Source organism: Caenimonas sedimenti, from assembly GCF_007833165.1.
GTDB lineage: Bacteria > Pseudomonadota > Gammaproteobacteria > Burkholderiales > Burkholderiaceae_C > Ramlibacter > Ramlibacter sedimenti.
Window position 1 is genome coordinate 182792 of record NZ_VOBQ01000014.1, and the last position, 22047, is coordinate 204838.

Genomic DNA, 22047 nt, shown 5'->3' on the forward strand with positions numbered 1-22047 from the left:
TCAGAGCGTCAATCGTGGCAGTCCGGACGAGCTTTTGTTAATAATTGTTCCCATGATCAAGTCATCCAAGCGACTCCTCCTTCTCTGCCTGCTGTCCTGGGCGGCCGCCAGCGTGCCGCCGGCCTTGGCGCAAGCCACTTCGCCCGTGACGCCGCTCATGCTGCAGCAATGGCGACTGGGGCAGGAACTGGGGCGCTACGGACTGGCGCAGAACGATCCGTATGTCCTGCTCGCTGCGGCAAGGCTGCAGCGCCAGTCGGGGATGCAGCCCTCACGCGCGCGAGTGGAGGCGGATCAGAAGGACGTGGTGGCGCAGACCGATGCGGCCGGCCTGCTGGCGCAGGCGAAGACTCTCGCCAAGGACCAGCCCGAGCTGCTGGCCCTGATCGAGGAATCGATGGTCGTGCGACGGCGCCGGGGCACGGTGATCGGCCCCCAGGTGCAGCCGCTCCTGATGGGCGCGCGCGACACCAAGCCGATCCTGCTGTCGTACAAACCCGGTCAGAAGGCTTTCTTCGGCGTTTCCAGCGACCGCATGCAGGACATCGATTTCACGGTTCAGGGCGCCAGGGAAGAACGCCTGTGCGAGCCCGCCGTGGCGGGCGGCGAAAAATTCTGCGAATGGGTGTCCGGCACGCCCGCGGACGTGAAGGTCGTCGTCACGAACCGGAGCGCGCAGGCCGTCATGCTGACCTTCTTCCATGACTGAGGCGGTGGCCCGCCGCACCTGGCGGGCCGCTCTCGGCCTGGCATTGGCCGTGGCGTGCCTGGCGGGCTGCACCGTGGTGAGCGGGCGGCCCGGGCTCAGCTACCGCAACGAGCCGGACACCGGCCGCTCGTTCGTGCGGCCTCTCACGCCCGTGCCGCGGGCCGCCACCGAATGGGTCGCCGACAAGCCCCAGTTCGTCGGCTTGGCCATGAGCGGTGGCGGCAGCCGGTCGGCCAACTTCGGGATGGCCGTCCTGACCGAGCTGGACCACCTGGGCGTGCTGCAGCATGTCGACGCGGTGTCCGCGGTGAGCGGCGGCTCGATCCCCGCCGCCTACTTCGCCCTGCAAGGCGACCAGCCGGGGTGGTCGGTGCGCGGACGCCAGCTGGCCGGCACGGACTTCGCGCTGCCCCTCATCGGCAAGCTGCTCAATCCCATCAACCTGGCGCTGACGACCTTCTCGGACCTGGACCGCAGCGACAACCTGGCCGAGCTGTTCGAGGCGAAGCTGTTCGACGGCCGACGCGTGACCTTCGGCGATCTCGGGCCCCGCGGGCCGCGCCGGCCGGCGGTCTATTTCAACGCCACGGACACCACCAATGGCGGCGCGCGCTTCGTCTTCAGCGACCAGCAGTTCCTGCGCTCCACGGGCTCCGACCTCAGCAAGTTTCCCATCGCGTGGGCCATGGCGTCGTCCGGCGCTTTCCCCGGCGTCTTCAATTCCGTCACCCTGCGCCGCCACAGCCTTGACCCCGCCAAGCGCCGCGAGGGCACGGAAGATCCCAACGACAAGCGCTACCTGCACCTGATCGACGGCGGCCCCAGCGACAACCTGGGCGTGGAGACCCTGATCCGGCTGGCGCGCGAGCACCATGTCAATCGCTTGAATGCGCAGCAGCCTTCGCAGGGTTGCATGATCCTGGTGCTGGATTCGCATGTCCCGAGTGCCGGCGTGGCGGAAATGCGCCAGTCCGACCGGCGCAATTTCGGCTCGGTGCTGATGGACCTGAATTTCCTGGACGCCATCGACGCGATGCTGTCGAACCGCCGCGACCAGACGCTCGCGCAGATGGGCATCCGGCGCGATGTGCCGCAAGGGCAGTTCAACGTGGAACTGGCGCCCGGATTGTGGGACTACAAGATCCGGCCCTATCGGCGCGTCAGCCGCTTCCCCATCGAGTACTACACCCTGGACGGCCGGGCTTTCACCGAGGCCCGCTTCCTCACGGTGACCAATGCGCTCGATTTTTCGGCCGTCCGGGTCGCGGAGCGCCGCGAATTCGATTGCCACGCCTGGCACATCGCGCTGGACGACATCCAGGCCATCGTGCCCTGGCGCGTGCGCGACGGCCAGGAGAAGCCGTTGGACCTGGGGGCCGCCGACGACAAGGCGGTATTCGCCTACCGGTCGCGCCTGGGCCGCCTGATCAGCCAGGTGGCCACCAGCTACCGCCTGAGCGGCCCGCCGAACTGCAGCCAGGCGCAGCTGCAGGACCTGCTCTACGACGCCGCGCGCGTCGCGGTGCGGCAGGACCGGATGTCGCTCACGGAAGTCTGCCCATGGTTCAAGGCCCGCGGCCTGGACGGGGCCGGGCAGTGCCGGCTGGAGAGCGAGCCGCTGGTGCGCCCGGAATTGCAGGTGCTGCCCATCCGCGAGCCGCTGAATCTCACCGAGTCCGAGCAGATGACCGACCGCTTCGTGAAGTGCGCCGGGCCGGCCCGGCTGCTGGTCACGCCCGCACTGCCGGAGACGCTGCCCTTCCGGTGAAGGTTCAAGGCTCCTAGGGCGTGGCGGCTGTCGGCTGCGCGACCACGGGCGGTTCGGGCTCCGGCACCGGTGACACGGGCGAAGCGGCTGGCGCGGCCGCTCGAAGTTCCGTCCTGGGTTTCTTCCTGGCTTCGGCGACGGCCGCGACCGGCGGCGTGGCGCGCGCCAGGACCGCAGCGGATGCAGGCACCGCCGCCGCGACCGCGGCCGACGGCATCGAACCGGCGGCGGCCGACTGCGCCGCCGACGCCGGGCTCATGGGCATCCCGGTGCCGCCGGTCGAAGGCGGCCAGGCCGCTTCGCTCGCCACGCGCGGCTTGCCAATCGGGGCGGCCGCCTGCCCAAGGCGCACGGCGGCCATGTCTTCTTCGCTGGGATACTGGTTCATCAGCCAGTAGTCGAAGATACGCCGGGCGATCGGCGCGGCGTGCGCGGCCCCGAAGCCCGAGTTTTCCACCACGGCGGCGATCACGATCTTCGGGTCTTCCGCCGGCGCGAACGCGATGTAGAGCGAGTGGTCGCGCTGGTGCTCCTCGAGCTTCGACGCGTTGTACTTCGCGCCCTGGGCCACGCCCACCGCCTGCGCCGTGCCGGTCTTGCCGCCGGACAGGTAACCGGCGCCCGCGAACACGCGCGTCGAAGTGCCGCCCTGCGTCACGCCCACCATCGCCTTGCGGATCACGGCCATGTGCTCCGGCTTCAATCCCAGGTCCACCGGCGGGTCGCGCACGATCGGTTCGCGCTGCTTCGACATGGCGTCCTGGGTGGCGACGACGATGTGCGGCTTGTGCTTGACGCCGTTGTTGGTGAGGATGGCCGTGGCCTGCGCCAGCTGCAGCATGGTGAAGCTGTTGTAGCCCTGGCCGATGCCGAGCGAAATGGTTTCGCCCGCGTACCACTTCTTCTGCTCGGGCTTGCGGTAGTAGTTGCGCTTCCACTCCTGGCTCGGCAGCACGCCGCGCACCTCGCCGAAGATGTCGATGCCGGTGTACTGGCCGAAGCCCAGCGGCTTCATGAAGTCGTGCATCAGGTCCACGCCCATCTCGTTGGCGAGCGAGTAGTAGTAGACGTTGCTCGATTTGACGATGCTGGTGTGCATGTCCACCGCGCCCAGGCCGTGGTCACCATGGCTGCGGAAGACGTGTCCGCCGAACGACCAGGAGCCGCCGTCATGGATCACCTGCGTGGCCGTGCGCTTGCCGGTGGTCAGTGCGCCCAGCGCCATGAAGGGCTTGTAGGTGGAGCCCGGCGGGTAGGTCCCGCGCAGCGCACGGTTGAGCAGCGGTTTGTCGATCGATTCGTTGAGCATCGACCAGTTCTCCTGGTCGATGCCGTCCACGAACAGGTTGGGATCGAAGGTGGGCTTGCTGACGAAGGCCAGCACTTCGCCCGTCTTCGGGTCGAGCGCGACGAGTGCGCCGCGGCGGTCGCCGTACATGTCCTCGATCAGGCGCTGCAACTTGATGTCGATGGACAGCACCACGGTGTTGCCGGGCGTCGCCGCGCTGCTGGCCAGCTTGCGCACGGCGCGGCCGCCGGCCGACGTTTCGACCTGCTCGACGCCGGTATGGCCGTGCAGCTGCTTCTCGAAGCTCTGTTCCACGCCCAGCTTGCCGATGTATTCCGTGCCCCGGTAATTGCCCTGTTCTTCCTCGGGCCACTCTTCCATCTGCTTCTTCTCGGCCAGGTTGATGCGGCCGATGTAGCCGATGACGTGGCTGGCGAGTTCGCCCCAGGGGTAGTTGCGGAACAGGCGCGCCTTGATGTCCACGCCGGGGAAGCGGAAGCGCTGGGCGGCGAAGCGCGCGACTTCCTCGTCCGTGAGCTTGGTGCGGATGGGCAGCGACTCGAAGCTCTTGGACTCCTCCATCAGCTTGCGGAAGCGCCGTTTGTCCCGTGCCTGGATCTCCACCAGCGTGCCCAGCTCTTCAATGACCTGGTCGAGCGGCCGGTTCAGGCGCGAGGGCATGATCTCGAGCGTGTACGCCGAGTAGTTGGTGGCGAGCACGATGCCGTTGCGGTCCTGGATCAGGCCGCGGTTGGGCACGATGGGCACGATGGCCGTGCGGTTGGCCTCGGCCTGTTCGTCCAGCTCGGCGTGCTTGACCACCTGCAGCCAGGTGAGGCGGCCGGCCAGCAGCAGGAAGCACATCAGCACCACGGCGCTGGCGGCGAGGATGCGGCCGCGGAACCGCGAGAGGTCGGCTTCGACGTTGCGCAGCTCTGTCATTGGTCTTGATCAGTTGGGGACAGAGCAAACGGCGCGTGTGCGCGCCTGATGGGTCTGTCCCACAGGTCTTACAGAGGCCTATTTTCGTCCGGATCGGGCGCCCTGCGTTGCGGCAGCAGCAAAAGAATGCTGACCACGGGCCATAACGCGGACTCGACGACCGGGGCGAGCAGCACCGTCCAGCCCGGGAAGGAGCCGCCGGCCAGCAGGCGGATCGCCATTTCGATGGCGTGCGCGGCCACGAACAACGGCAGCACCTGCACCGCCTGCGAAGGCACGCTGAACCACAGCAGCCGGCGGTGGATGGTGATCGCGAAATAGCTGAGCGTGGTGTAGGCCAGCGCGTGCTGCCCGAGCAGCGACGCCTGGTGGACGTCGACCGCCAGGCCGAAAATGAAGGCCGCGCCCACCCCGATGCGCAGGGGTTGGTGCACGCTCCAGAACACCAGCACCAGCGCCAGGAAGTCCGGCATCCAGGCGACGCGGCCCACCGGCAGCATGTTGGCCATCATGGCCACGATCAGGCTGAACCAGATGAAGAAGGGGTTGGCGGGCAGCAGCAGCGGCTGGCCGGGACGCATGATCATGGGCGCGGCGTCCTCATTTGCGCATGCTGCCGCGCTTGGGCGTGGGGCCCGGGTCTTCCGCGGCCGGCCGCGGCGGCAGCTGCGCGGTCAGCGGCTTCAGCACCATCACGTGGCGCGCGCCGTCCACCAGCGCGGCCGGCGCGCAGGAGATGCGGGCGAAGGCGGAATCGGCGCGCCGCTCCACCTTTTCGACCTTGGCCACCGGGATGCCCGGCGGGTAGACGCCATCCACGCCGCTGGTGGTGAGCAGGTCGCCCGCCTGGACGTCGGCATTGGCGGCCATGTAGCGCAGCTCGAGCCCGCCGCTGCCGTGGGCGCCGGCGTCGCCATACGCGACGCCCCGCGAGCCGGTGCGCGTGTTCAGCACGGGGATCGCCTGCTCGCGGTCGGTGACCAGCGTCACCTCGCTGATCATCATGTGGGCGCGCGTCACCTGGCCCAGCACGCCCGACTCGTCGATGACGGGCGAGCCGGCCTCGACGCCCTGCGCGCTGCCCTTGTCGATGATGATCTTGCGGGTGTACGGGTCGGCCGCGTCGTAGAGGACCTCGGCGGCTTGCGCCGGGGCGTTCAGGCGGTCGCGCAGGGCCAGGAGCTTGCGCAGCTGCACGTTTTCGGTCGTCAGTTGCTCCACCTGGTTGGCGCGTTGCGCCTGCAGGATGAGCTTGCGGCGCGCCGCCTCTTCGGCGGTCTGCGCCTCATGCAGCGAGGTGAAATAGTCGCTGGCGAAGCGCACGCCCAGCACCGGCCGCATCGCCATCCATTGAATCGGGAAGAGCACCGCTGCCACGGCGGTGCGCAGGGGCTGCGTGAAGCGGAAGCGGGCGTCCGCCACCATCAGCAGCAGCGCCAGTGCGCTGAACACCGCCAGCTTGGACAGGGCCGACGGCCCCTGCTTGAAGAAGGGGGGCGGCGTGCGGTCGAGGGTGCCGAGCGGCATGAATTGATTGTGCCCCGCCGCCTACCCCGAAGGGGTCACTCGCTCGTGAAGATCGAGCCCAGCCGCTCCATGCGTTCCAGCGCGATGCCGCAGCCGCGGACCACGCAAGTGAGCGGGTCTTCGGCCACCAGCACCGGCAGGCCGGTCTCCTCGGCCAACAGGCGGTCGAGGTCGCGCAGCAGCGCGCCGCCGCCGGTGAGCATCATCCCGCGCTCGGCGATGTCGGCGCCCAGCTCGGGCGGGGTCTGTTCGAGCGCGTTCTTGACCGCCGAGACGATGTTGTTCAGCGGATCGGTCAGCGCTTCCAGGATTTCGTTGGAGCTGATGGTGAAGCTGCGCGGCACGCCCTCGGAGAGGTTGCGGCCCTTCACTTCCATCTCCTTCACCTCGCTGCCGGGGAAGGCGGAGCCGATCTGCTTCTTGATCGCTTCGGCCGTGGGCTCGCCGATGAGCATGCCGTAGTTGCGGCGGATGTAGCTGATGATGGCTTCGTCGAACTTGTCGCCGCCGACGCGCACCGAGCCCTTGTAGACCATGCCGCCGAGCGAAATGACACCGACTTCGGTCGTGCCGCCGCCGATGTCGACCACCATGGAGCCCGACGCTTCCGACACCGGCAGGCCCGCGCCGATGGCCGCGGCCATGGGTTCCTCGATCAGGTAGACCTCGCTGGCGCCGGCACCCAGCGCCGATTCACGGATGGCGCGGCGCTCGACCTGGGTGGAGCCGCAGGGCACGCAGATGATGATGCGCGGGCTGGGCTTGAGCACCGAGCGCGGATGCACCATCTTGATGAACTGCTTGAGCATCTGCTCGGTGACCGTGAAGTCGGCGATCACGCCGTCTTTCATCGGGCGGATCGCCTCGATGTTGCCGGGCACCTTGCCGAGCATGGCCTTGGCCTCGCGGCCGACCGCCTGGATGGTCTTCTTGCCCTGCGGACCGCCCTCGTGGCGGATGGCCACGACGGAAGGCTCGTCGAGGACGATGCCCTTGTCGCGCACGAAGATCAGGGTGTTCGCCGTACCGAGGTCGATCGCCAGGTCGGTCGAGAAATAGCGTCGGAATGCTCCGAACATGGGGGAAATCCTCGTTTCTTCTGTGAAATCGGCCGCTTGCGCGGCCGTTGCACGGGCCTGCGCAGGGCGCCGGCCGAAGGCGGGATAATACCCCATCCCCTGTGCCGAACCGGCGTGGCGCGGCTCGCCGCGCACCGTTACACCTCCATGTCCCTGACCTCCCAAGACATCAGCCGCATCGCCCATCTGGCGCGGCTGGAACTGCGCGCCGACGAGAGCGAGCGCATGCTGACCCAGCTCAACGGCTTCTTCGACATCGTCGAGAAGATGCGGGCGGTCGACACCACCGGCGTCGAGCCGCTGCCGCACCCCGTGGCCGCCATCCAGCAAGTGGCGCTGCGCCTGCGCGAAGACACCGCCAGCGAGCCCAACCAGCGCGAGGCGAACCAGCGGAGCGCACCGGCGGTGGAGCGCGGGCTCTTTCTGGTGCCGAAGGTGATCGAATGAGCGGCGCGCTGCACGAACTGAGCGTGGCCGAGCTGGCCACGCAGTTGAGGGCGAAGAAGGTGTCGGCGATCGAGGCGGCGCAGCACTTCCTCGCGCGCGGCAAGACGCACGCGAGTCTCGGCGTCTACCTCGCCACCAACGAAGACGTCACGCTGGCGCAGGCGCGCGCCGCCGATGCTCGCATCGCGGCTGGCGACAGCGCCCCCCTTCTTGGCGTGCCGATCGCCCACAAGGACATCTTCGTCACCAAGGACTTCCCTTCGACGGCGGGTTCGAAGATGCTGGAGGGCTACCGATCGCCCTTCGATGCCACGGTCGTGGATCGCCTGGCCCAGGCCGGTGCGGTGACGCTCGGCAAGTTGAACTGCGACGAATTCGCGATGGGCTCGTCGAACGAGAACTCGGCGTACGCGCCGGTGAAGAATCCGTGGGACACCAGCCGCATTCCTGGCGGCTCCTCCGGCGGCAGCGCCGCGGCCGTGGCCGCGCGGCTCGCGCCCGCCGCCACCGGCACCGACACCGGCGGTTCCATTCGCCAGCCCGCGTCCTTCTGCGGCATCACCGGCATCAAGCCGACCTACGGGCGCGCGTCGCGCTACGGGATGATCGCGTTCGCATCGAGCCTGGATCAGGCCGGCCCGATGGCCCGCACCGCGCAGGATTGCGCGCTGCTGCTTTCGGCGATGTGCGGGCCCGATCCCGATCGCGATTCGACCTCGCTCGACGTGCCGGCCGAAGACTTCACGCGCGGCCTCGAAGCTTCCATCGAAGGCCTGCGCATTGGCGTGCCGAAGGAGTTCTTCGGCGCGGGCCTGTCGGATGACGTTCGAGCGGCCATCGACGCCTCGCTGGAGCAGTACGTGAAGCTCGGCGCGAAGCTGGTCGACATCACGCTGCCGCGCACGGAGCTTTCGATCCCCGTGTACTACATCATCGCGCCCGCCGAGGCGTCGTCGAACCTCTCGCGCTTCGACGGCGTGAAGTTCGGGCACCGCGCGAAGCAGCACGGTGACCTGCTGGACATGTACAAGAAGACCCGTGCCGAAGGCTTTGGCGACGAGGTGAAGCGCCGCATCATGATCGGCACCTACGTGCTCTCGCACGGCTACTACGACGCGTACTACCTGCAGGCGCAGAAGATCCGCCGCATGATCGCCGACGATTTCCAGCAGGCGTTCAAGCACTGCGACCTGATCGCCGGGCCTGCTGCACCGATGGTGGCGTGGAAGCTCGACGAAAAATCCGACGACCCGGTGGCGAACTACCTGGCCGACATCTTCACCTTGCCGGGTTCGCTCGCGGGATTGCCTGGGATGAGTGTGCCTTGCGGCTTTGGCGCCGGTGGCATGCCGGTGGGGCTGCAGTTGATCGGCAACTACTTCAAGGAAGGCCAGTTGCTGAACGCGGCGCATCGCTTCCAGCAAACCACCGATTTCCACCTCCGCAAGCCGGAGGGCTATTGAAATGACGGCCAAACTGATCCAGGGCTACGAAGTCGTGATCGGCTTCGAAACGCATGCGCAGCTCTCCACCCAGAGCAAGATCTTCAGCCGCTCGCCCACGGCCTTCGGCGCCGAGCCCAACACGCAGGCTTCTCCGGTGGACTTGGCGCTGCCCGGCACCTTGCCCGTGATGAACAAGGGCGCGGTCGAGCGCGCCATCCGCTTCGGCCTGGCGATCGGCGCGCACGTGGCGCCGCGCAGCGTCTTCGCGCGCAAGAACTACTTCTACCCCGACCTGCCCAAGGGCTACCAGATCAGCCAGTTCGAGATCCCCGTCGTGCAGGGCGGCGCGGTGGAGTTCTATCTCGGCGAAGAGAAGAAGTCGGTGCGCCTGGTGCGCGCCCACCTCGAAGAGGACGCCGGCAAGTCGCTGCATGAGGATTTCATCGGCCAATCCGGCATCGACCTGAACCGCGCCGGCACGCCGCTGCTGGAGATCGTCACCGAGCCCGACATGCGTTCCTCGGACGAGGCGGTCGCCTACGCGAAAGAGCTCCACAAGATCGTCACCTGGATCGGCATCTGCGACGGCAACATGCAGGAAGGCAGCTTCCGCTGCGACGCCAACGTGTCGGTGCGCAAGCCGGGCGGGCCGCTCGGCACGCGGCGCGAGATCAAGAACCTGAACAGCTTCAAGTTCATGCAGCAGGCGATCGACTTCGAGATCCGCTGGCAGATCGAGGAGATCGAGGAAGGCCGCGCCATCCGGCAGGCCACCGTGCTGTTCAACCCAGACACCGGCGAAACGCGCGCCATGCGCGACAAGGAAGACTCGGCGGACTACCGCTACTTCCCCGATCCGGACCTGCCGCCGCTGGTGATCCCGCCCGAGTGGATCGAAAGCGTGAAGGCGGGCATGCCAGAACTGCCGCGCGTGATGGCGGCGCGCTTCGTCAACGAGTTCGGCCTGCCCGAATACGACGCCACCACGCTCACGCAGAGCAAGGCGATGGGCGCCTACTTCGAGGAGGCGGCGAAAGCGAGTGGCCAGCCGAAGCTCGCCAGCAACTGGATCATGGGCGAGATGTCGCGCCGGCTGAACGCGCAGGACATCGGCATCGAGCAGGCGCCGGTGGCCGCCACCGTCCTCGCGAAGCTGGTCGCCCGCATCGCCGACGGCACCATCTCCAACAATGCCGCCCGGCAGGTGTTCGACGCGCTCTGGAGCGGCGAAGGCAAAGATGTCGATTCCGTGATCGAAGCCAGGGGCCTGCGGCAGATGAACGACAGCGGCGCCCTGGAGAAGATCATCGACGAGGTGATCGCCGCCAACGCGGACAACGTGGCGCAGATCCGTGCCGGCAAGGACAAGGCGTTCAACGCGCTGGTCGGCCAGGCCATGAAAGCGTCCAAGGGCAAGGCCAACCCGCAGCAGGTGGGCGAGCTGCTGCGCGCGAAACTGGGGATCTGAAAAACGCCTACTGGCGCGTGGGCGCGGACGCCGGGGCGGCCGCCGCGGTCGCCGGAATGCCGCGGGCCTGCGCCCACAGCACCTTCAGCCGCACGAGTTCCTGGTCGAACTGCGCATTGACGCGGCGCTTCTCCTCTTCCTGGTTCGCCAGGAAGCGGGCTTGCCCCGAAACCATCTGCTCGTTTTCATCGAGCGACCGGCGCAGCTTGGCGGGCATCTTCGACGGATCCTTCTTGTAGAACTCCGCCTCGACCTCGAGCGACTTGCGCTGGTCGCGCAGGTCCTGCGTGCGCTTGTGCCCGGCGATGATCACTTCCTGCACGGCATTCAGCGCCTTGACGCGTTCGGCGTCGTGCACGCCCTGGTTCGGGTAGCGGCCCAGCAGGGCACGCTCGCGGCGCTTCTCTTCGGACTGGCGCTGCCGCTCCTCGGCGGCCTTGCGTTCCTGTTCCTCGATCACCGCGCGTTCGGCGGCCGTGAGCGACGGGCCGACCGTCTTGCGGACCGTGCCGCTGGCGTTGAGTTCCTTCTGTTCGCGGTCCATGCATTCCGGGATGGGCCGGTCGGACGTGAGCCGGCGGCCCTTGCCATCGACACAGGTGTAGATGCTGCGCTGTGCCCACAGGTCGCCCGCCACGGCTGCGAGCACCGCGGACAGGGCAAAGAGACGAACGCTTCCCGACACTGGATGACCTCTCAACTGACGCCGTAGCGGTCGCGATAGGCCAGCACCTGCGCATGGTGCTGCCCCAGCGTGCCGCCGGCATGCGATTGCAGATAGTGAAGCAAATCCGCCAGCTGCGCAATTGCGCAAACCTGCAGCCCGAGGCGTTCGCGCACGTACTGGACGGCACTCCAGGCGACGTCCTGCCCGCCTTCGGTGGCCTTTTCCTGGCGGTCGAGGGCGATGGCCACCGCGTGCGGCGTGGCGCCCGCCGCCTGGATCAGCGCGATGGACTCGCGCGCCGCGGTGCCGGCGGACATGACGTCGTCAATGATGAGGACCTTGCCGCGAACCGGGGCGCCGACCAGCGTGCCGCCTTCGCCGTGGTCCTTGGCTTCCTTGCGGTTGTAGGCGTAGGGCACGTTGCGCCCCAGGCGGGCCAGTTCGATGGCGACCGCCGCGGCCAAGGGAATTCCCTTGTAGGCGGGGCCGAACAGCATGTCGAATTGCACGCCGGAGGCCAGGATGCGCTGTGCATAGAATTGCGCGAGCCGGCCGAGCTTGGCGCCGTCGTCGAACAGGCCGGCGTTGAAGAAATAGGGCGACAGCCGGCCCGCCTTGGTCTTGAACTCGCCAAAGCGCAACACGCCCGCCTCGACGGCGAACGCCACGAACTCCTGCGCCAGGCCGTCCTGGCCCGCTTCCACTGACATGGGAAATTCCTTGTTCCGCCTCACCAGCCTCAATTTGAACGGGATCCGTTCCGCAGCAAGCAAGGGCGTCGAAGCCTGGATTGCAAAAACCAAGCCGGATTGTGTCTGTTTCCAGGAGGTCAAGGCCCAGGCCGCCGACGTGGACGGCCGGTTCGAAGTCCTGGCGGGCCTGCAAGGCCACTTCCACTACGCCGAGAAGAAGGGCTATTCCGGCGTGGCCATCTACAGCCGGCACACCCCGAGCGACGTCCGCGCCGGCTTCGGCTCCAGCGAATTCGACGCCGAAGGCCGCTACGTCGAACTGCGCTTCGACACGCCGCAGCGCAAGCTGTCCATCATCAGTTGTTACTTCCCGAGCGGAAGTTCCGGCGAAGTCCGGCAACAGGCGAAATTCCGGTTCCTGGATGAATTCGATCCTTATCTCGTTGCGCTGAAGAAACAACGCGAGTTCATTCTTTGCGGCGACGTGAACATCGCGCACCAGGAGATCGACCTGAAGAATTGGCGCAGCAACCGCAAGAACAGCGGCTTCCTGCCGGAGGAACGCGCCTGGATGACAAAACTGTTATCCGAAACCGGGTTGGTGGACGTTTATCGTCGGCTGCGGCCGGACACCACCGAGACCTGCTACACGTGGTGGAGCAACCGCGGCCAGGCCTGGGCCAACAACGTGGGGTGGCGGCTGGACTACCACCTGGCGACGCCGGCGCTGGCGCAGCTGGCGCGCCAGGAAGCGATCTACAAGACCGAGCGCTTCTCGGACCACGCGCCGATCACGATGGACTACGAGCTGTCGCTCGGCGCCTGAAGGCGCTGCTTTACAAGGCCATCGCCGGCCGCAGGGCCATGGCGGCACGCCAGCGCTGCAGGTGCGGGTGTTCGTCGCCGGGCTTCACCTTCACCACCCGCGCGAAGTCCACCGCCACCACGGCGGTGATGTCGGCCACGCTGAACCTCTCCGTGGCGATGAATTCCCGCTCCGCCAGCCGCGCATCGAGCGTGGCGAAGAACTGGCGCACCCGCGCCACTCCGCGCTGCGCCAGCTCGGGGATCTGTGCGTAGTCCACCGGTCCCGGCAGCGCGCGGTTGGCCATGGCCGGCGAGCCGTTGCGCAGCGCCTCGGCGATGGCGATCAGGCCTTCGAATTCCACGCGCCAGTTCCAGCTGGCGATCTCCGCCTTCTCCTGCGGCGTCACGCCCAGGAGCGGCGGTTGCGGAAAGCGCGCTTCGAGATACGCCGTGATGGCGGCGTTGTCGGCCAGCACGCCCGCGTCTTCGGTCCGAAGGGCGGGCACCGTGCATTGCGGATTGATCTGGCGGAACGCGTCGCCCATCTGCTCGCCGGTGCGCAGGTCCACGGCCACCGTTTCGTGGGCGACGCCCTTCTCCGCCAGCAGGATGCGGGCGCGGCGCGGGCTGGGCGCGGTGGCGCAGTCGTAGAGGGTGATCATGGCTTCGGCGGCTCGGGTGCGAGCTTGTCCTGGGTTTTGGTATCGAAGTCGCTGGCCTCATGCCGCTCGTGCAACTGGCTCGAAGGCTGGCCCCAGACGCGGTTGACCATGCGCCCGCGCTGCGCGGCGGGCCGCTGCGCGATCTGGTCCGTCCAGCGCAGCACGTGGGTGTACTCCTGCACCTGCAGGAATTCGCCCGCTTCGTACAGCTGTCCCTTGACCATGGTGCCGTACCAGGGCCACACCGCCATGTCGGCGATGGTGTAGTCGGCGCCGGCCAGGTACTCGTGGTGGGCCAGGTGCTGGTCGAGCACATCGAGCTGGCGCTTGACCTCCATGGCGTAGCGGTCGATCGCATATTCGATCTTGGCCGGCGCGTAGGCGTAGAAATGGCCGAAGCCGCCGCCGAGAAAGGGCGCGCTGCCCATCTGCCAGAACAACCAGGCCATGCATTCGGCGCGCTGCCGGGGTTCCGTGGGCAGGAAGGCGCCGAACTTCTCGGCCAGGTAGACCAGGATCGCGCCCGACTCGAACACGCGCAGTGGCGGCGACACGCTGTGGTCCACCAGCACCGGGATCTTGGAGTTGGGGTTGGCCGCCACGAAGCCGCTTGCGAACTGCTCGCCCTGGTTGATGCGGACCAGCCAGGCGTCGTATTCGGCGCCGGCGTGGCCGAGCGCCAGCAGCTCCTCCAGCATCACCGTCACCTTCACGCCGTTGGGGGTGCCCAGCGAGTAGAGCTGCAGGGGATGCCGGCCCACCGGCAGTTCCTTCTGGTGGGTGGCCCCGGCGGTGGGCCGGTTGATGTTGGCGAAGCGGCCCTCGGGCTGGGCGGGTGCCCGCCAGATCTTCGGGGGCGTGTAGGCAGTCGGTTCGGTCATGCCGGGATTCTGGCCGCTTGGGCCCGGGCGTGCAGTCGCACGGGCATCTCGCTCGGCATCATCGTGAACGCCAGCACTTCGCGCACCGCGGCCGGATCGACCATGAGTTCGATCCTGAAATTGCGCATCAGCATCGCCAGCACCATGCGCACCTCCACGCCCGCCAGGTGGCGCCCCGGACAGACCCGCGGGCCGGCGCCGAACTGCAGGAAGGCGCGGGAGTTGTGGGTGCCGACGACGTGGCCGGGCGCCCAGCGGTCGGGGCGGTATTCCAGCGGTGAGGCGAAATGTGCGGCGTCCAGCATGGCAGGCCGGAGCACGAAGAACAGCGGCGTGCGCGCCTTCAACGCCACGCCGTCCAGCACCACGTCCTGGTTGGGCTCGAAGAACAGCACCGGTGCGATGGGCCGCAGCCGCTGCGCCTCGTTCGCCGCCGACTCCAGCAGGTCCAGTGCGCGCACCTGCTCCAGCGTGGCCGGCAGGGCGGCGTCGCCCAGCGCCTCCCGGCTCTTCAGGTGCAGTTGTTCCTGCCAATGCGGATGCTGCGCCAGGAAGTAGAGTGTCCAGGCCAGCGTGTGCGCGGTGGTGTCTTCGCCCGCCAGCAGCAGCGTCATGACGTTGGCGTGCACCACGGCGTCGTTCACCTGCGAACCGGGTTGCTCGCTGGCGCGCAGCATGGACTCGAGCACGTTGCCCGGCGCCCGCCCCGGCGGCGCGGCGCGCAGGCGTTCGTGGGCGGCCGCGATCAGCCGGTCCACGTGGGCGTGGATCGCGGCGAGTGAACGGTCGAAGCGGCGGTCCGCCGGCAGCCGGACGTGGCGCCAGTAGGCCACGGGCGCATTGATGCGGGCCATCAGGCGCGGAAAGACTTCGGCCAGGTGGTTCTGGATCACGTCACCGTCGTTGTCCATGGTGTTCGGGTCTTCGCCGAATGCGAGGGCCGTGGTCACGTCCACGGTGAAGCGCATCAGGTCGCGGCTCATGTCCACCACGGTGCCCGCGGCGGCCGCTGCCTGCCAGTGGCGCAGCAGCCGCGCGGTGATCTTCTCGATCACCGGCAGGAATCCGCGGAAATGCGTGGCGTTGAGCGCCTCCATCACCAGCCGGCGTTGCGGCCGCCAGGCATCGCCCTCGACCGAGAACACGCCGTTGGAGCCCATCTCGGCGATGCAACGCTCGATCTGGTGCACGCGCCGATAGCGCTCGGGCCGGTCCCGCAGCACCGTCTGCAGCACCTCCGGGTCGGCGCTCACGTACACCTGCTGCGGCCCGAGCTTCAGGCGATAAGGCGATCCAAGTTCGGCCTGCCAAGCCTCCAGCTGGGTGTGCAGGCGTTCGGGTCTGAGCGCAAGCAGGTTGCCCACCACGGGCAGGCCGCCGGGGGCGGGCAGGTCGGCAAGCTGCCGGGTCGCGGTCTGCGCCGTCGCGGTCTCCATGGGGTGGCCCCTCAATTGTGTGGAAGTGCAGCATTCTGCGATGAGACCCCGGAGGACCCAAAACTTGCGTACCATGGGGCGCTACCAACGACCGAAGGAGAACGACCATGGGTTTTTTCAGCAAGATTCTGGACAAGCTGGGTTTTGACGCCGGCAACAACAAAGTCGACGAGATGCTCAAGGGCACGGGCACTTCGACGGCCACGGTGGTCGGCGGCGCCGCTCCAACCAGCACGGCGTCCATGGGAGGCCCCGCGGCGGTGCCGATGAAGGAAGTGGACGTGGTCGCGCAGCTCGACGCGAAGGCCGCCGCCAATTCGCAGAAATTGAACTGGAAGACCTCGATCGTCGACCTGCTCAAATTGCTGGATCTCGATAGCAGCCTGGCCGCCCGCAAGGAACTGGCCGGCGAGTTGAACGTGAGGGCCGGCGCCGACGGCAGCGCGGAGCAGAACATGGCGCTGCACAAGGCGGTGCTGGCGAAGCTCGCCGCCAACGGCGGCAACGTGCCCAAGGAACTGCTGTAACCGGCAGCGCGCCATGAACCTCACCGACATCCTGGCGCAGGCAGGCGGCCTGCAATCCGTCGCCCGTGACCTGGGCGTGAGCGAAAGCCAGGTGGCGAGCGGCGCCGAGGCGCTGCTGCCCGCCATCCTGGGCGGCATGAAGAAGCAGGCGCAGGCGCAACCGGCGGGGCTGGAGGGCCTGGGTGGCCTGCTTGGCCAGTTGGGCGGCGGCGGGCTGCTGGACCAGGTGCTGAGCCCGCAACGCACCGACGTGAGCGCGGGCAACGACGTGCTGGGGCAGATCTTCGGCTCCAAGGACGTGAGCCGCACGGTGGCGCAGAACGCAGCCACCCAGACGGGGCTGGATCCCAGCCTGCTGCGCAAGATGCTGCCGCTGCTGGCCATGCTGGTCACCGGCTTCCTGGCGAAGCAGGCCGGAGCGGCGAGCGGCGCGCCAAGCCCTTCCGGCGGCGGCCTGGGCGACCTGATCGGGGGGCTCGGCGGCATGCTGGGTGGAGGCAAGCCCGCGGGCGGCGCCGCCGGTGGCCTCGGAGGCCTGGGCGGCCTCGGCGCCATGCTCGACATGAACGGCGACGGCAACGCCCTCGACGACATCATGCGCATGGCCGGCAAGGCCATGCGCTGACGATCAGAGGGCTACCACTCCACCAGGCTGAAGCCCACGGTGAACACCGTGCGGCGCCGGTTGTAATCGAGCAGGCTGTCACCCCAGCCCGTGAAGAGCTGGGTGTGCAGCTGCAGCCCGCCGGCGGGCGTGTCTTCGCCCAGCGAGCGGAACCATTCGAGCCGCAGCGAGCCGTGCCCCGGCTTGTCCAGAGAATGGCGCACCGTCGCAGCCAGCAGGTGATTGGGGTTCACCTGCCACTGGCCGCGCAGCTCCGCGCGGCCGATGAAATCGCTGATGCCCGGGTTGTCGTCGGTGCCGCCTTCGGGCAGCCGGCGCCAGATGCGTGCGTCCACCTGGAACGGTCCCTTCTCGGCCCCGGCCATCAGGTAGCCGCGGTTCCAGCTGCGCGAGTAGGGCAGCGATTGGCCGTTCGACTGGTGCACCAGGCCCAGCCCGGCGTAGCGCAGCCGCCATTCGCCCTTCTTCGCGTCCTGCAGCGGCATCACGTACATGATTTCCGGTTCGTGGTCGGTGCTGCGGAACGGGCGCGACAGGCTTGGGCTGAACAACTGCCAGTAAGACTGCTGCGTGTACCCGAGCCAGAGCGAATCGCTGCCGTTGGCCACGAAGGGCAGCAGCGTCGAGGCGATCTTCGTGCGCACCGACAACTGCAGCCGCGCCTCGGTGGTCCGGTAGTCCTGTGCCTCCGGTGCGCTGTTCTCCGGGTTGCCGGAGGTCGGCTGGCGATTCACCGTGTCGGCCGTCACCGCCGCCAGCGTGATGGGCCGGTAGCCGCGGATGCCGAAGGGGCCGCAGTCCGCCTTGGGCTCCAGCTCCCAGAAGCGGGAGAGCGGCGTGAGGGCCTCGTCATGGCAGCCGTCCAGCGTGGTCAGGCGCGCGACGCGCCGTGCCTTGGCCACGTCGCCGCGCGTCAGGCCGGTGGCCGGGGCGCTCGCCGGCACGGCCGGTGGCTGCGCGAGCGCGCTGGCGGGCGGCGTAGCGGTGGCGGCCGTGCCCGGCGCGCGCTGGCTCTCGGCCCAGCGATCGAAGCACACCAGCCGGTCGGCCGGTGCAGAAATGTCCGCGCAGGCCTGCCAACTGGCAGGCGCCTGGGCCGTGGCGGCGATCGGAAGGAGCAGGAGCAGGGGCGCCAGGCGCCAGGAGCGGACAGTGAGCATGCTCAATTCGGCATCTTCCGCAGCACGAAGCGGTGCGGTTTCGGCGGATCTTTTTCTTCCTGCCACACCCCGCGGATCTCCTTGCCGCAAGAGCCTTCGACCAGGTCGCCGGTCCACACGGCGCTGATGCGCCGGCCGTCGTCCGATTCCTCCATCGAGAACTCGCCCTTGTCGACGTCGGCGGCCAACTGCGAGCGCTGGCCGTTGCGGTTGATCGAGCCGGTGAGCCGGCCTTCGTCCTCGGGATGCTTCTCGAACAACAGCGTGGCGCCTTGCCACAGGCCCTGGAATTCGGCGCGCCAGAGGCCGAGCAGGTGGGCTTGCCTCACCTCCGTGGGCTTGGGACAGTTGGCAGACGCCGGGGCGGCCGGCGCCGGCGCTTGTGCGAATGCGGCTCCAGCGACGAGGGCGAGCGCGGGCAGGACGGAAAGGGCAGGGAAAAGTCGGGCGGGTTTCACGATACATGACTATAGTGCCGCATGCCCGGCACCGAGACTCCCCTGGACGTGGCCATCGTGGGTGGCGGCATCGGCGGGGTGATCGCGCTGCACTACGCGCAGCGCGCGGGCCTGGATGCGCTGCTGTTCGAGAAGCAGTCCGCGGTCGGTGGCCTGTGGCGCCAGCTGCCGGCCTGGCAGGACATCCAGATCAGCCCGCCCGACTGGGCACTGGGCGACCTGCCGCTGGCGGGCGCGCTGCAGCCGGACATCGTGGCCAACATCGAAGCGTGGGTCGAGCGCTTCGGCCTCGCGGACTGCATCCGCCTGGACACGCCGGTGCTGCAAGCGCGCCAGGAAGGCACGGGCTGGGTGCTGGAGACACCCCAGGGCGTGGTGCGGGCCCGCCACCTGGTCGCCGCTTCGGGCGCGCACAACACACCTGTGGTGCCGCCGGTGGAGCGGGTGCAAAGCCAGGTCCGTGAGCTGCATTCCAGCGCGCTGCACGACCCCGGGGAACTGCATGGCCGCGACGTCCTGGTGGTGGGTGGGGGCGCCTCCGCCTTCGACCTGCTCGATCTCTGCCTCGAGCACGGCGCGCGCCGCATCACCTGGCTGCACCGCGGGCTGAAGTGGTTCCAGCCGACGGGCAAGCCCAAGCACATCGCGGGCAGCGTGCGCGGCTTCGCGCGGCTGCAGCACAGCGGCATGACGCCGGCGCAGCAGAGCGCGGCGATCCAGGCCGAGATGCGGTCACGCTACGAGAAGTTCGGGCTGAGCGGCATCATTCCCGCGCAGCCGTTCGACGTGCTGCAGGACCAGTTGATTCCGGGCCGGCAGCGCATGCTGGCCGAGTTCGCGCGCATCGGGCGTTTCGGTGGCAGTGTGGCGCGCATCGATGGCCGCACCGTGACCACGTCGGCCGGTGAACAAATCGATGCGGACTTGCTGCTGTGGGGCACGGGCTACGCCACCGACCTTTCGTATTTTGCCGAGCCGCGCATCGCGGGGATCCGCAGCGTGAACGAGCTCGTGGCGCGCTGCGGCGGCATCGTCTGCAGCCTGGATGCCGAGAACCTCTACTTCCCCGGCGTCGGCCTCGACGGCATTGGCGCCGCGCCCTGGGCCTATTCGCTGCTGGCCCGCACGATCATGTCGCACGTGCGCGGCACGGCAAAGCTGGACAAGGTGCCGGTGGGGCACAAGGTGAACCATTTCGAGCTGGTCGCGTATCTGGCCGAGCGCGACCCGGCGAACTATCCACCGGGCTGGCGCGCGCAATACCGCGAGCTGGCGCTGAACACGCCGGATGATCGGCCGTACCCAGTCCCGGGCTGACGCCGGCGCCTAGCCGTTGCCCGTAGCGGCGGCCGCCGCGGCCGTCTCCGTCGCCTTCTTCGCGAACTCCGCGCGCAGCGCCTTGAGCTTTTCGCGCGGATCTTCCTTCGTCGTCGTTTTCTCCAGCGCCATCTCCGCGATGAAGCGGCTGGGCATGGCCGGCACCATCTCGCGGCCCTTCTTGCGGCGCTTGCTGTAGCTGACCGCCAGCGAGCGCTGCGCGCGCGTGATGCCCACGTACATCAACCGGCGCTCCTCCTGCAGGCGCTGGGCGAACTCCTCGCTCACCGGCTTGCCGCCTTCGTCCTCGGGCTTGAAGGGCAGCAGGCCCTCGACGCAGCCGGCCAGCACCACGTGCGGCCACTCCAAGCCCTTGGCGGCGTGCAGCGTGGAGAGCGTCACCACGTTCTGGTCTTTCTCGCGCTCGCTGATGGTGGAGAGCAGCGCGATGGTCTGCGCCACTTCGAGCAGGTTCTTCTTCTCGCTGGTGAGCGAGACACCGGCCGTGTCGTCGATCTCGCCACCGCAACGTTGCGCCATCCAGTCGCAGAACTCCAGCACGTTGGTCCAGCGGGCCGCCGCGACCTTCTCGCTGTCTTCACCGTCGTACAGGTGCTTCTCGTAGGCGATGTCCTTGAGCCACTCCAGCAGGAAGGCGCGGGCGCTCTCGGCGCCTTCGGTATGGCGCGCGCGGAACTCCAGGTCATTCACGTAGCGGCCGAACTCGTGCAGGCTGCCCACGGCGCGCGCCGGCAACACGCTCCCGAGCGATGAAGAGAACAGCGCTTCGAACAGGCTCAGCTTGTACTTGCTGGCGAAGGTGCCCAGGCTTTGCAGCGTCTGGTGGCCGATGCCGCGCTTCGGCGTGGTGACCGAACGCAGGAACGCCGGATCGTCGTCGTTGTTCACCCACAAACGCAACCAGGCGCACAGGTCACGAATCTCGGCGCGGTCGAAAAAGCTCTGGCCCCCTGACACCTTGTAGGGGATCTGGGCCTTGCGCAGCGCCTGCTCGAACACGCGGGCCTGGTGGTTGGCGCGGTACAGCACCGCGAAGTCCTTCCAATCCTTGCCGAGCCCGTTGGCTCGGATGGACTGGATGCGCGCCACGGTGCGTTCCGCTTCGTGCTCCTCGTGGTCGCAATCGACGATGCGCACCGGCTCGCCCTCGCCCAGTTCGGAGAACAGGGTCTTGGGAAACAGCTTCGGGTTGGGACCGATCACGTTGTTGGCCGCGCGCAGGATGGCGCTGGTGGAGCGGTAGTTCTGCTCCAGCTTCACCACCTTCAGCGTCGGGTAGTCCTGCGGCAGCTTCTTGAGGTTGTCGAGCGTGGCGCCGCGCCAGCCGTAGATGGACTGGTCGTCGTCTCCCACCGCGGTGAAGCGGCCGCGCTCGCCCACCAGCAGCTTGAGCAGCTCGTACTGGGTGGCGTTGGTGTCCTGGTACTCATCGACCAGCACGTGGCCCAGTTGCTGCTGCCACTTGTCGCGCACCTCGGCGTGGTCGCGTAGCAGCTTGAGCGGCAGGCCGATCAGGTCGTCGAAGTCGACGCTCTGGTAGGCCGTGAGCCGCTCTTCATAGCGCGCCATGATGCGCGCCGTGGTGCGCTCGAGGTCGTCCTTGGCCTGCGCCTCGGCCTGGGCCGCGTTCAGGCCCTGGTTCTTCCAGGAGCTGATGGCCCACTGCCACTGGCGCGCGGTGGCGGCGTCGGTGGTGCCGCCCGCGTCCTTGAGGATGCTGGTGACGTCGTCGGTGTCGAGGATCGAGAACTGCGGCTTCAGGCCGAGTGCCGCGCCGTCCTGCCGCATCATGCGCACACCCAGTGCGTGGAAGGTGCAGATCAGCACTTCCTTGGCTTCGCGGCCGACCAACTGTTTCGCGCGCTCCCGCATTTCGGCAGCGGCCTTGTTGGTGAAGGTGATGGCGGCGATGCGCTTCGCCTCCAGCCCGGCCTGGATCAGCCGCCCGATCTTGTGCGTGATGACGCGCGTCTTGCCGGAGCCAGCACCGGCCAGCACCAGGCAAGGACCATGCAGGTAGTTCACCGCTTCTTGCTGGGCGAGGTTGAGGCCGGCGGACATTCGGGGGAGGGGTACAGCAGAAAGAGCGACGAATCATATAGGGGAGGCATGACCGTGCCC

The 22047-nt window shown here is 68.1% G+C and carries 21 protein-coding genes; 9 read left to right on the forward strand and 12 right to left on the reverse strand.

Going from position 1 to position 22047, the window contains the following annotated elements:
* The first annotated feature begins 52 nt into the window (after nucleotides 1–52).
* Both FN976_RS18425 and FN976_RS18430 read left to right on the forward strand, forming a co-directional pair.
* Nucleotides 53–709, forward strand: a complete 657-nt coding sequence (locus FN976_RS18425) for a hypothetical protein (protein ID WP_145894507.1) — start codon at nucleotides 53–55, stop codon at nucleotides 707–709.
* A complete protein-coding gene (locus FN976_RS18430) occupies nucleotides 702–2477 on the forward strand; it encodes a patatin-like phospholipase family protein (protein WP_145894508.1) in 1776 nt (591 codons plus the stop codon). The genes FN976_RS18425 and FN976_RS18430 overlap by 8 nt, the downstream gene beginning before the upstream one ends.
* Before the next feature lie 13 nt (nucleotides 2478–2490).
* Here the strand turns inward: FN976_RS18430 and mrdA are convergent, their stop codons facing one another.
* From mrdA to FN976_RS18450, 4 genes are all read right to left on the reverse strand, one after another.
* Nucleotides 2491–4707: a penicillin-binding protein 2 gene (mrdA, locus tag FN976_RS18435; RefSeq protein ID WP_145894509.1), complete on the reverse strand. Its 2217-nt coding sequence runs from the start codon at nucleotides 4705–4707 to the stop codon at nucleotides 2491–2493.
* A 68-nt stretch (nucleotides 4708–4775) separates the two neighbouring features.
* Nucleotides 4776–5294 (reverse strand): rod shape-determining protein MreD, encoded by a 519-nt coding sequence (mreD, locus tag FN976_RS18440; protein WP_145894510.1) that lies wholly within the window; start codon nucleotides 5292–5294, stop codon nucleotides 4776–4778.
* Between the two features lie 13 nt (nucleotides 5295–5307).
* Entirely contained in the window at nucleotides 5308–6234 is a 927-nt protein-coding gene (gene mreC / locus FN976_RS18445) for a rod shape-determining protein MreC (protein WP_145894511.1), read from the reverse strand.
* Nucleotides 6235–6269: 35 nt separating this feature from the next.
* A complete protein-coding gene (locus FN976_RS18450) occupies nucleotides 6270–7313 on the reverse strand; it encodes a rod shape-determining protein (protein WP_145894512.1) in 1044 nt (347 codons plus the stop codon).
* Nucleotides 7314–7460: 147 nt separating this feature from the next.
* Between FN976_RS18450 and gatC the strand changes: the two genes are divergently transcribed.
* Genes gatC through gatB form a run of 3 tightly spaced genes read left to right on the forward strand, consistent with a single transcriptional unit; the run spans nucleotide 7461 to nucleotide 10673 of the window.
* Nucleotides 7461–7760, forward strand: a complete 300-nt coding sequence (gene gatC / locus FN976_RS18455; RefSeq protein WP_145894513.1) for an Asp-tRNA(Asn)/Glu-tRNA(Gln) amidotransferase subunit GatC — start codon at nucleotides 7461–7463, stop codon at nucleotides 7758–7760.
* On the forward strand, nucleotides 7757–9223 hold the full coding sequence (gene gatA, locus FN976_RS18460) for an Asp-tRNA(Asn)/Glu-tRNA(Gln) amidotransferase subunit GatA (protein ID WP_145894514.1): 1467 nt from the start codon (nucleotides 7757–7759) through the stop codon (nucleotides 9221–9223). Before gatC ends, gatA begins: the two co-directional genes overlap by 4 nt.
* 1 nt (nucleotide 9224) lies before the next feature.
* The gene (gene gatB / locus FN976_RS18465; protein WP_145894515.1) at nucleotides 9225–10673 is read left to right on the forward strand and encodes an Asp-tRNA(Asn)/Glu-tRNA(Gln) amidotransferase subunit GatB; all 1449 of its coding nucleotides are present in this window, start codon (nucleotides 9225–9227) and stop codon (nucleotides 10671–10673) included.
* Between the two features lie 7 nt (nucleotides 10674–10680).
* Here gatB and FN976_RS18470 read toward each other — a convergent pair whose 3' ends face one another.
* The gene (locus tag FN976_RS18470) at nucleotides 10681–11358 is read right to left on the reverse strand and encodes a DUF4124 domain-containing protein (RefSeq protein WP_255440573.1); all 678 of its coding nucleotides are present in this window, start codon (nucleotides 11356–11358) and stop codon (nucleotides 10681–10683) included.
* A gap of 11 nt (nucleotides 11359–11369) precedes the next feature.
* Nucleotides 11370–12050, reverse strand: coding sequence for an orotate phosphoribosyltransferase (gene pyrE / locus FN976_RS18475; protein WP_145894516.1), 681 nt, complete (start codon nucleotides 12048–12050; stop codon nucleotides 11370–11372).
* Between the two features lie 10 nt (nucleotides 12051–12060).
* Here pyrE and FN976_RS18480 point away from each other — a divergent pair, with 10 nt between their 5' ends.
* Nucleotides 12061–12858, forward strand: a complete 798-nt coding sequence (locus FN976_RS18480; protein ID WP_145894592.1) for an exodeoxyribonuclease III — start codon at nucleotides 12061–12063, stop codon at nucleotides 12856–12858.
* Between the two features lie 10 nt (nucleotides 12859–12868).
* On the opposite strand, the gene FN976_RS18485 is transcribed toward FN976_RS18480, so the two are convergent.
* Genes FN976_RS18485 through FN976_RS18495 form a run of 3 tightly spaced genes read right to left on the reverse strand, consistent with a single transcriptional unit; the run spans nucleotide 12869 to nucleotide 15818 of the window.
* Nucleotides 12869–13501, reverse strand: coding sequence for a glutathione S-transferase family protein (locus FN976_RS18485; RefSeq protein WP_145894517.1), 633 nt, complete (start codon nucleotides 13499–13501; stop codon nucleotides 12869–12871).
* Nucleotides 13498–14382 (reverse strand): glutathione-dependent disulfide-bond oxidoreductase, encoded by an 885-nt coding sequence (yghU, locus tag FN976_RS18490; protein WP_145894518.1) that lies wholly within the window; start codon nucleotides 14380–14382, stop codon nucleotides 13498–13500. Before yghU ends, FN976_RS18485 begins: the two co-directional genes overlap by 4 nt.
* Nucleotides 14379–15818, reverse strand: coding sequence for a cytochrome P450 (locus FN976_RS18495; protein ID WP_145894519.1), 1440 nt, complete (start codon nucleotides 15816–15818; stop codon nucleotides 14379–14381). The genes yghU and FN976_RS18495 overlap by 4 nt, the downstream gene beginning before the upstream one ends.
* 107 nt (nucleotides 15819–15925) lie before the next feature.
* Between FN976_RS18495 and FN976_RS18500 the strand changes: the two genes are divergently transcribed.
* Together FN976_RS18500 and FN976_RS18505 are read left to right on the forward strand one after the other, a co-directional pair.
* On the forward strand, nucleotides 15926–16345 hold the full coding sequence (locus FN976_RS18500; RefSeq protein WP_145894520.1) for a DUF3597 domain-containing protein: 420 nt from the start codon (nucleotides 15926–15928) through the stop codon (nucleotides 16343–16345).
* Between the two features lie 13 nt (nucleotides 16346–16358).
* On the forward strand, nucleotides 16359–16970 hold the full coding sequence (locus FN976_RS18505) for a DUF937 domain-containing protein (protein WP_145894521.1): 612 nt from the start codon (nucleotides 16359–16361) through the stop codon (nucleotides 16968–16970).
* An 11-nt stretch (nucleotides 16971–16981) separates the two neighbouring features.
* Here the strand turns inward: FN976_RS18505 and FN976_RS18510 are convergent, their stop codons facing one another.
* Both FN976_RS18510 and FN976_RS18515 read right to left on the reverse strand, forming a co-directional pair.
* The gene (locus FN976_RS18510; protein WP_145894522.1) at nucleotides 16982–18130 is read right to left on the reverse strand and encodes a phospholipase A; all 1149 of its coding nucleotides are present in this window, start codon (nucleotides 18128–18130) and stop codon (nucleotides 16982–16984) included.
* 2 nt (nucleotides 18131–18132) lie between these two features.
* The gene (locus FN976_RS18515; protein WP_145894523.1) at nucleotides 18133–18459 is read right to left on the reverse strand and encodes a hypothetical protein; all 327 of its coding nucleotides are present in this window, start codon (nucleotides 18457–18459) and stop codon (nucleotides 18133–18135) included.
* A 150-nt stretch (nucleotides 18460–18609) separates the two neighbouring features.
* Between FN976_RS18515 and FN976_RS18520 the strand changes: the two genes are divergently transcribed.
* Nucleotides 18610–19905: an NAD(P)-binding domain-containing protein gene (locus FN976_RS18520; RefSeq protein WP_145894524.1), complete on the forward strand. Its 1296-nt coding sequence runs from the start codon at nucleotides 18610–18612 to the stop codon at nucleotides 19903–19905.
* Nucleotides 19906–19914: 9 nt separating this feature from the next.
* Here the strand turns inward: FN976_RS18520 and FN976_RS18525 are convergent, their stop codons facing one another.
* Nucleotides 19915–21987 (reverse strand): ATP-dependent helicase, encoded by a 2073-nt coding sequence (locus FN976_RS18525; RefSeq protein ID WP_145894525.1) that lies wholly within the window; start codon nucleotides 21985–21987, stop codon nucleotides 19915–19917.
* Between the last annotated feature and the right edge of the window lie 60 nt (nucleotides 21988–22047).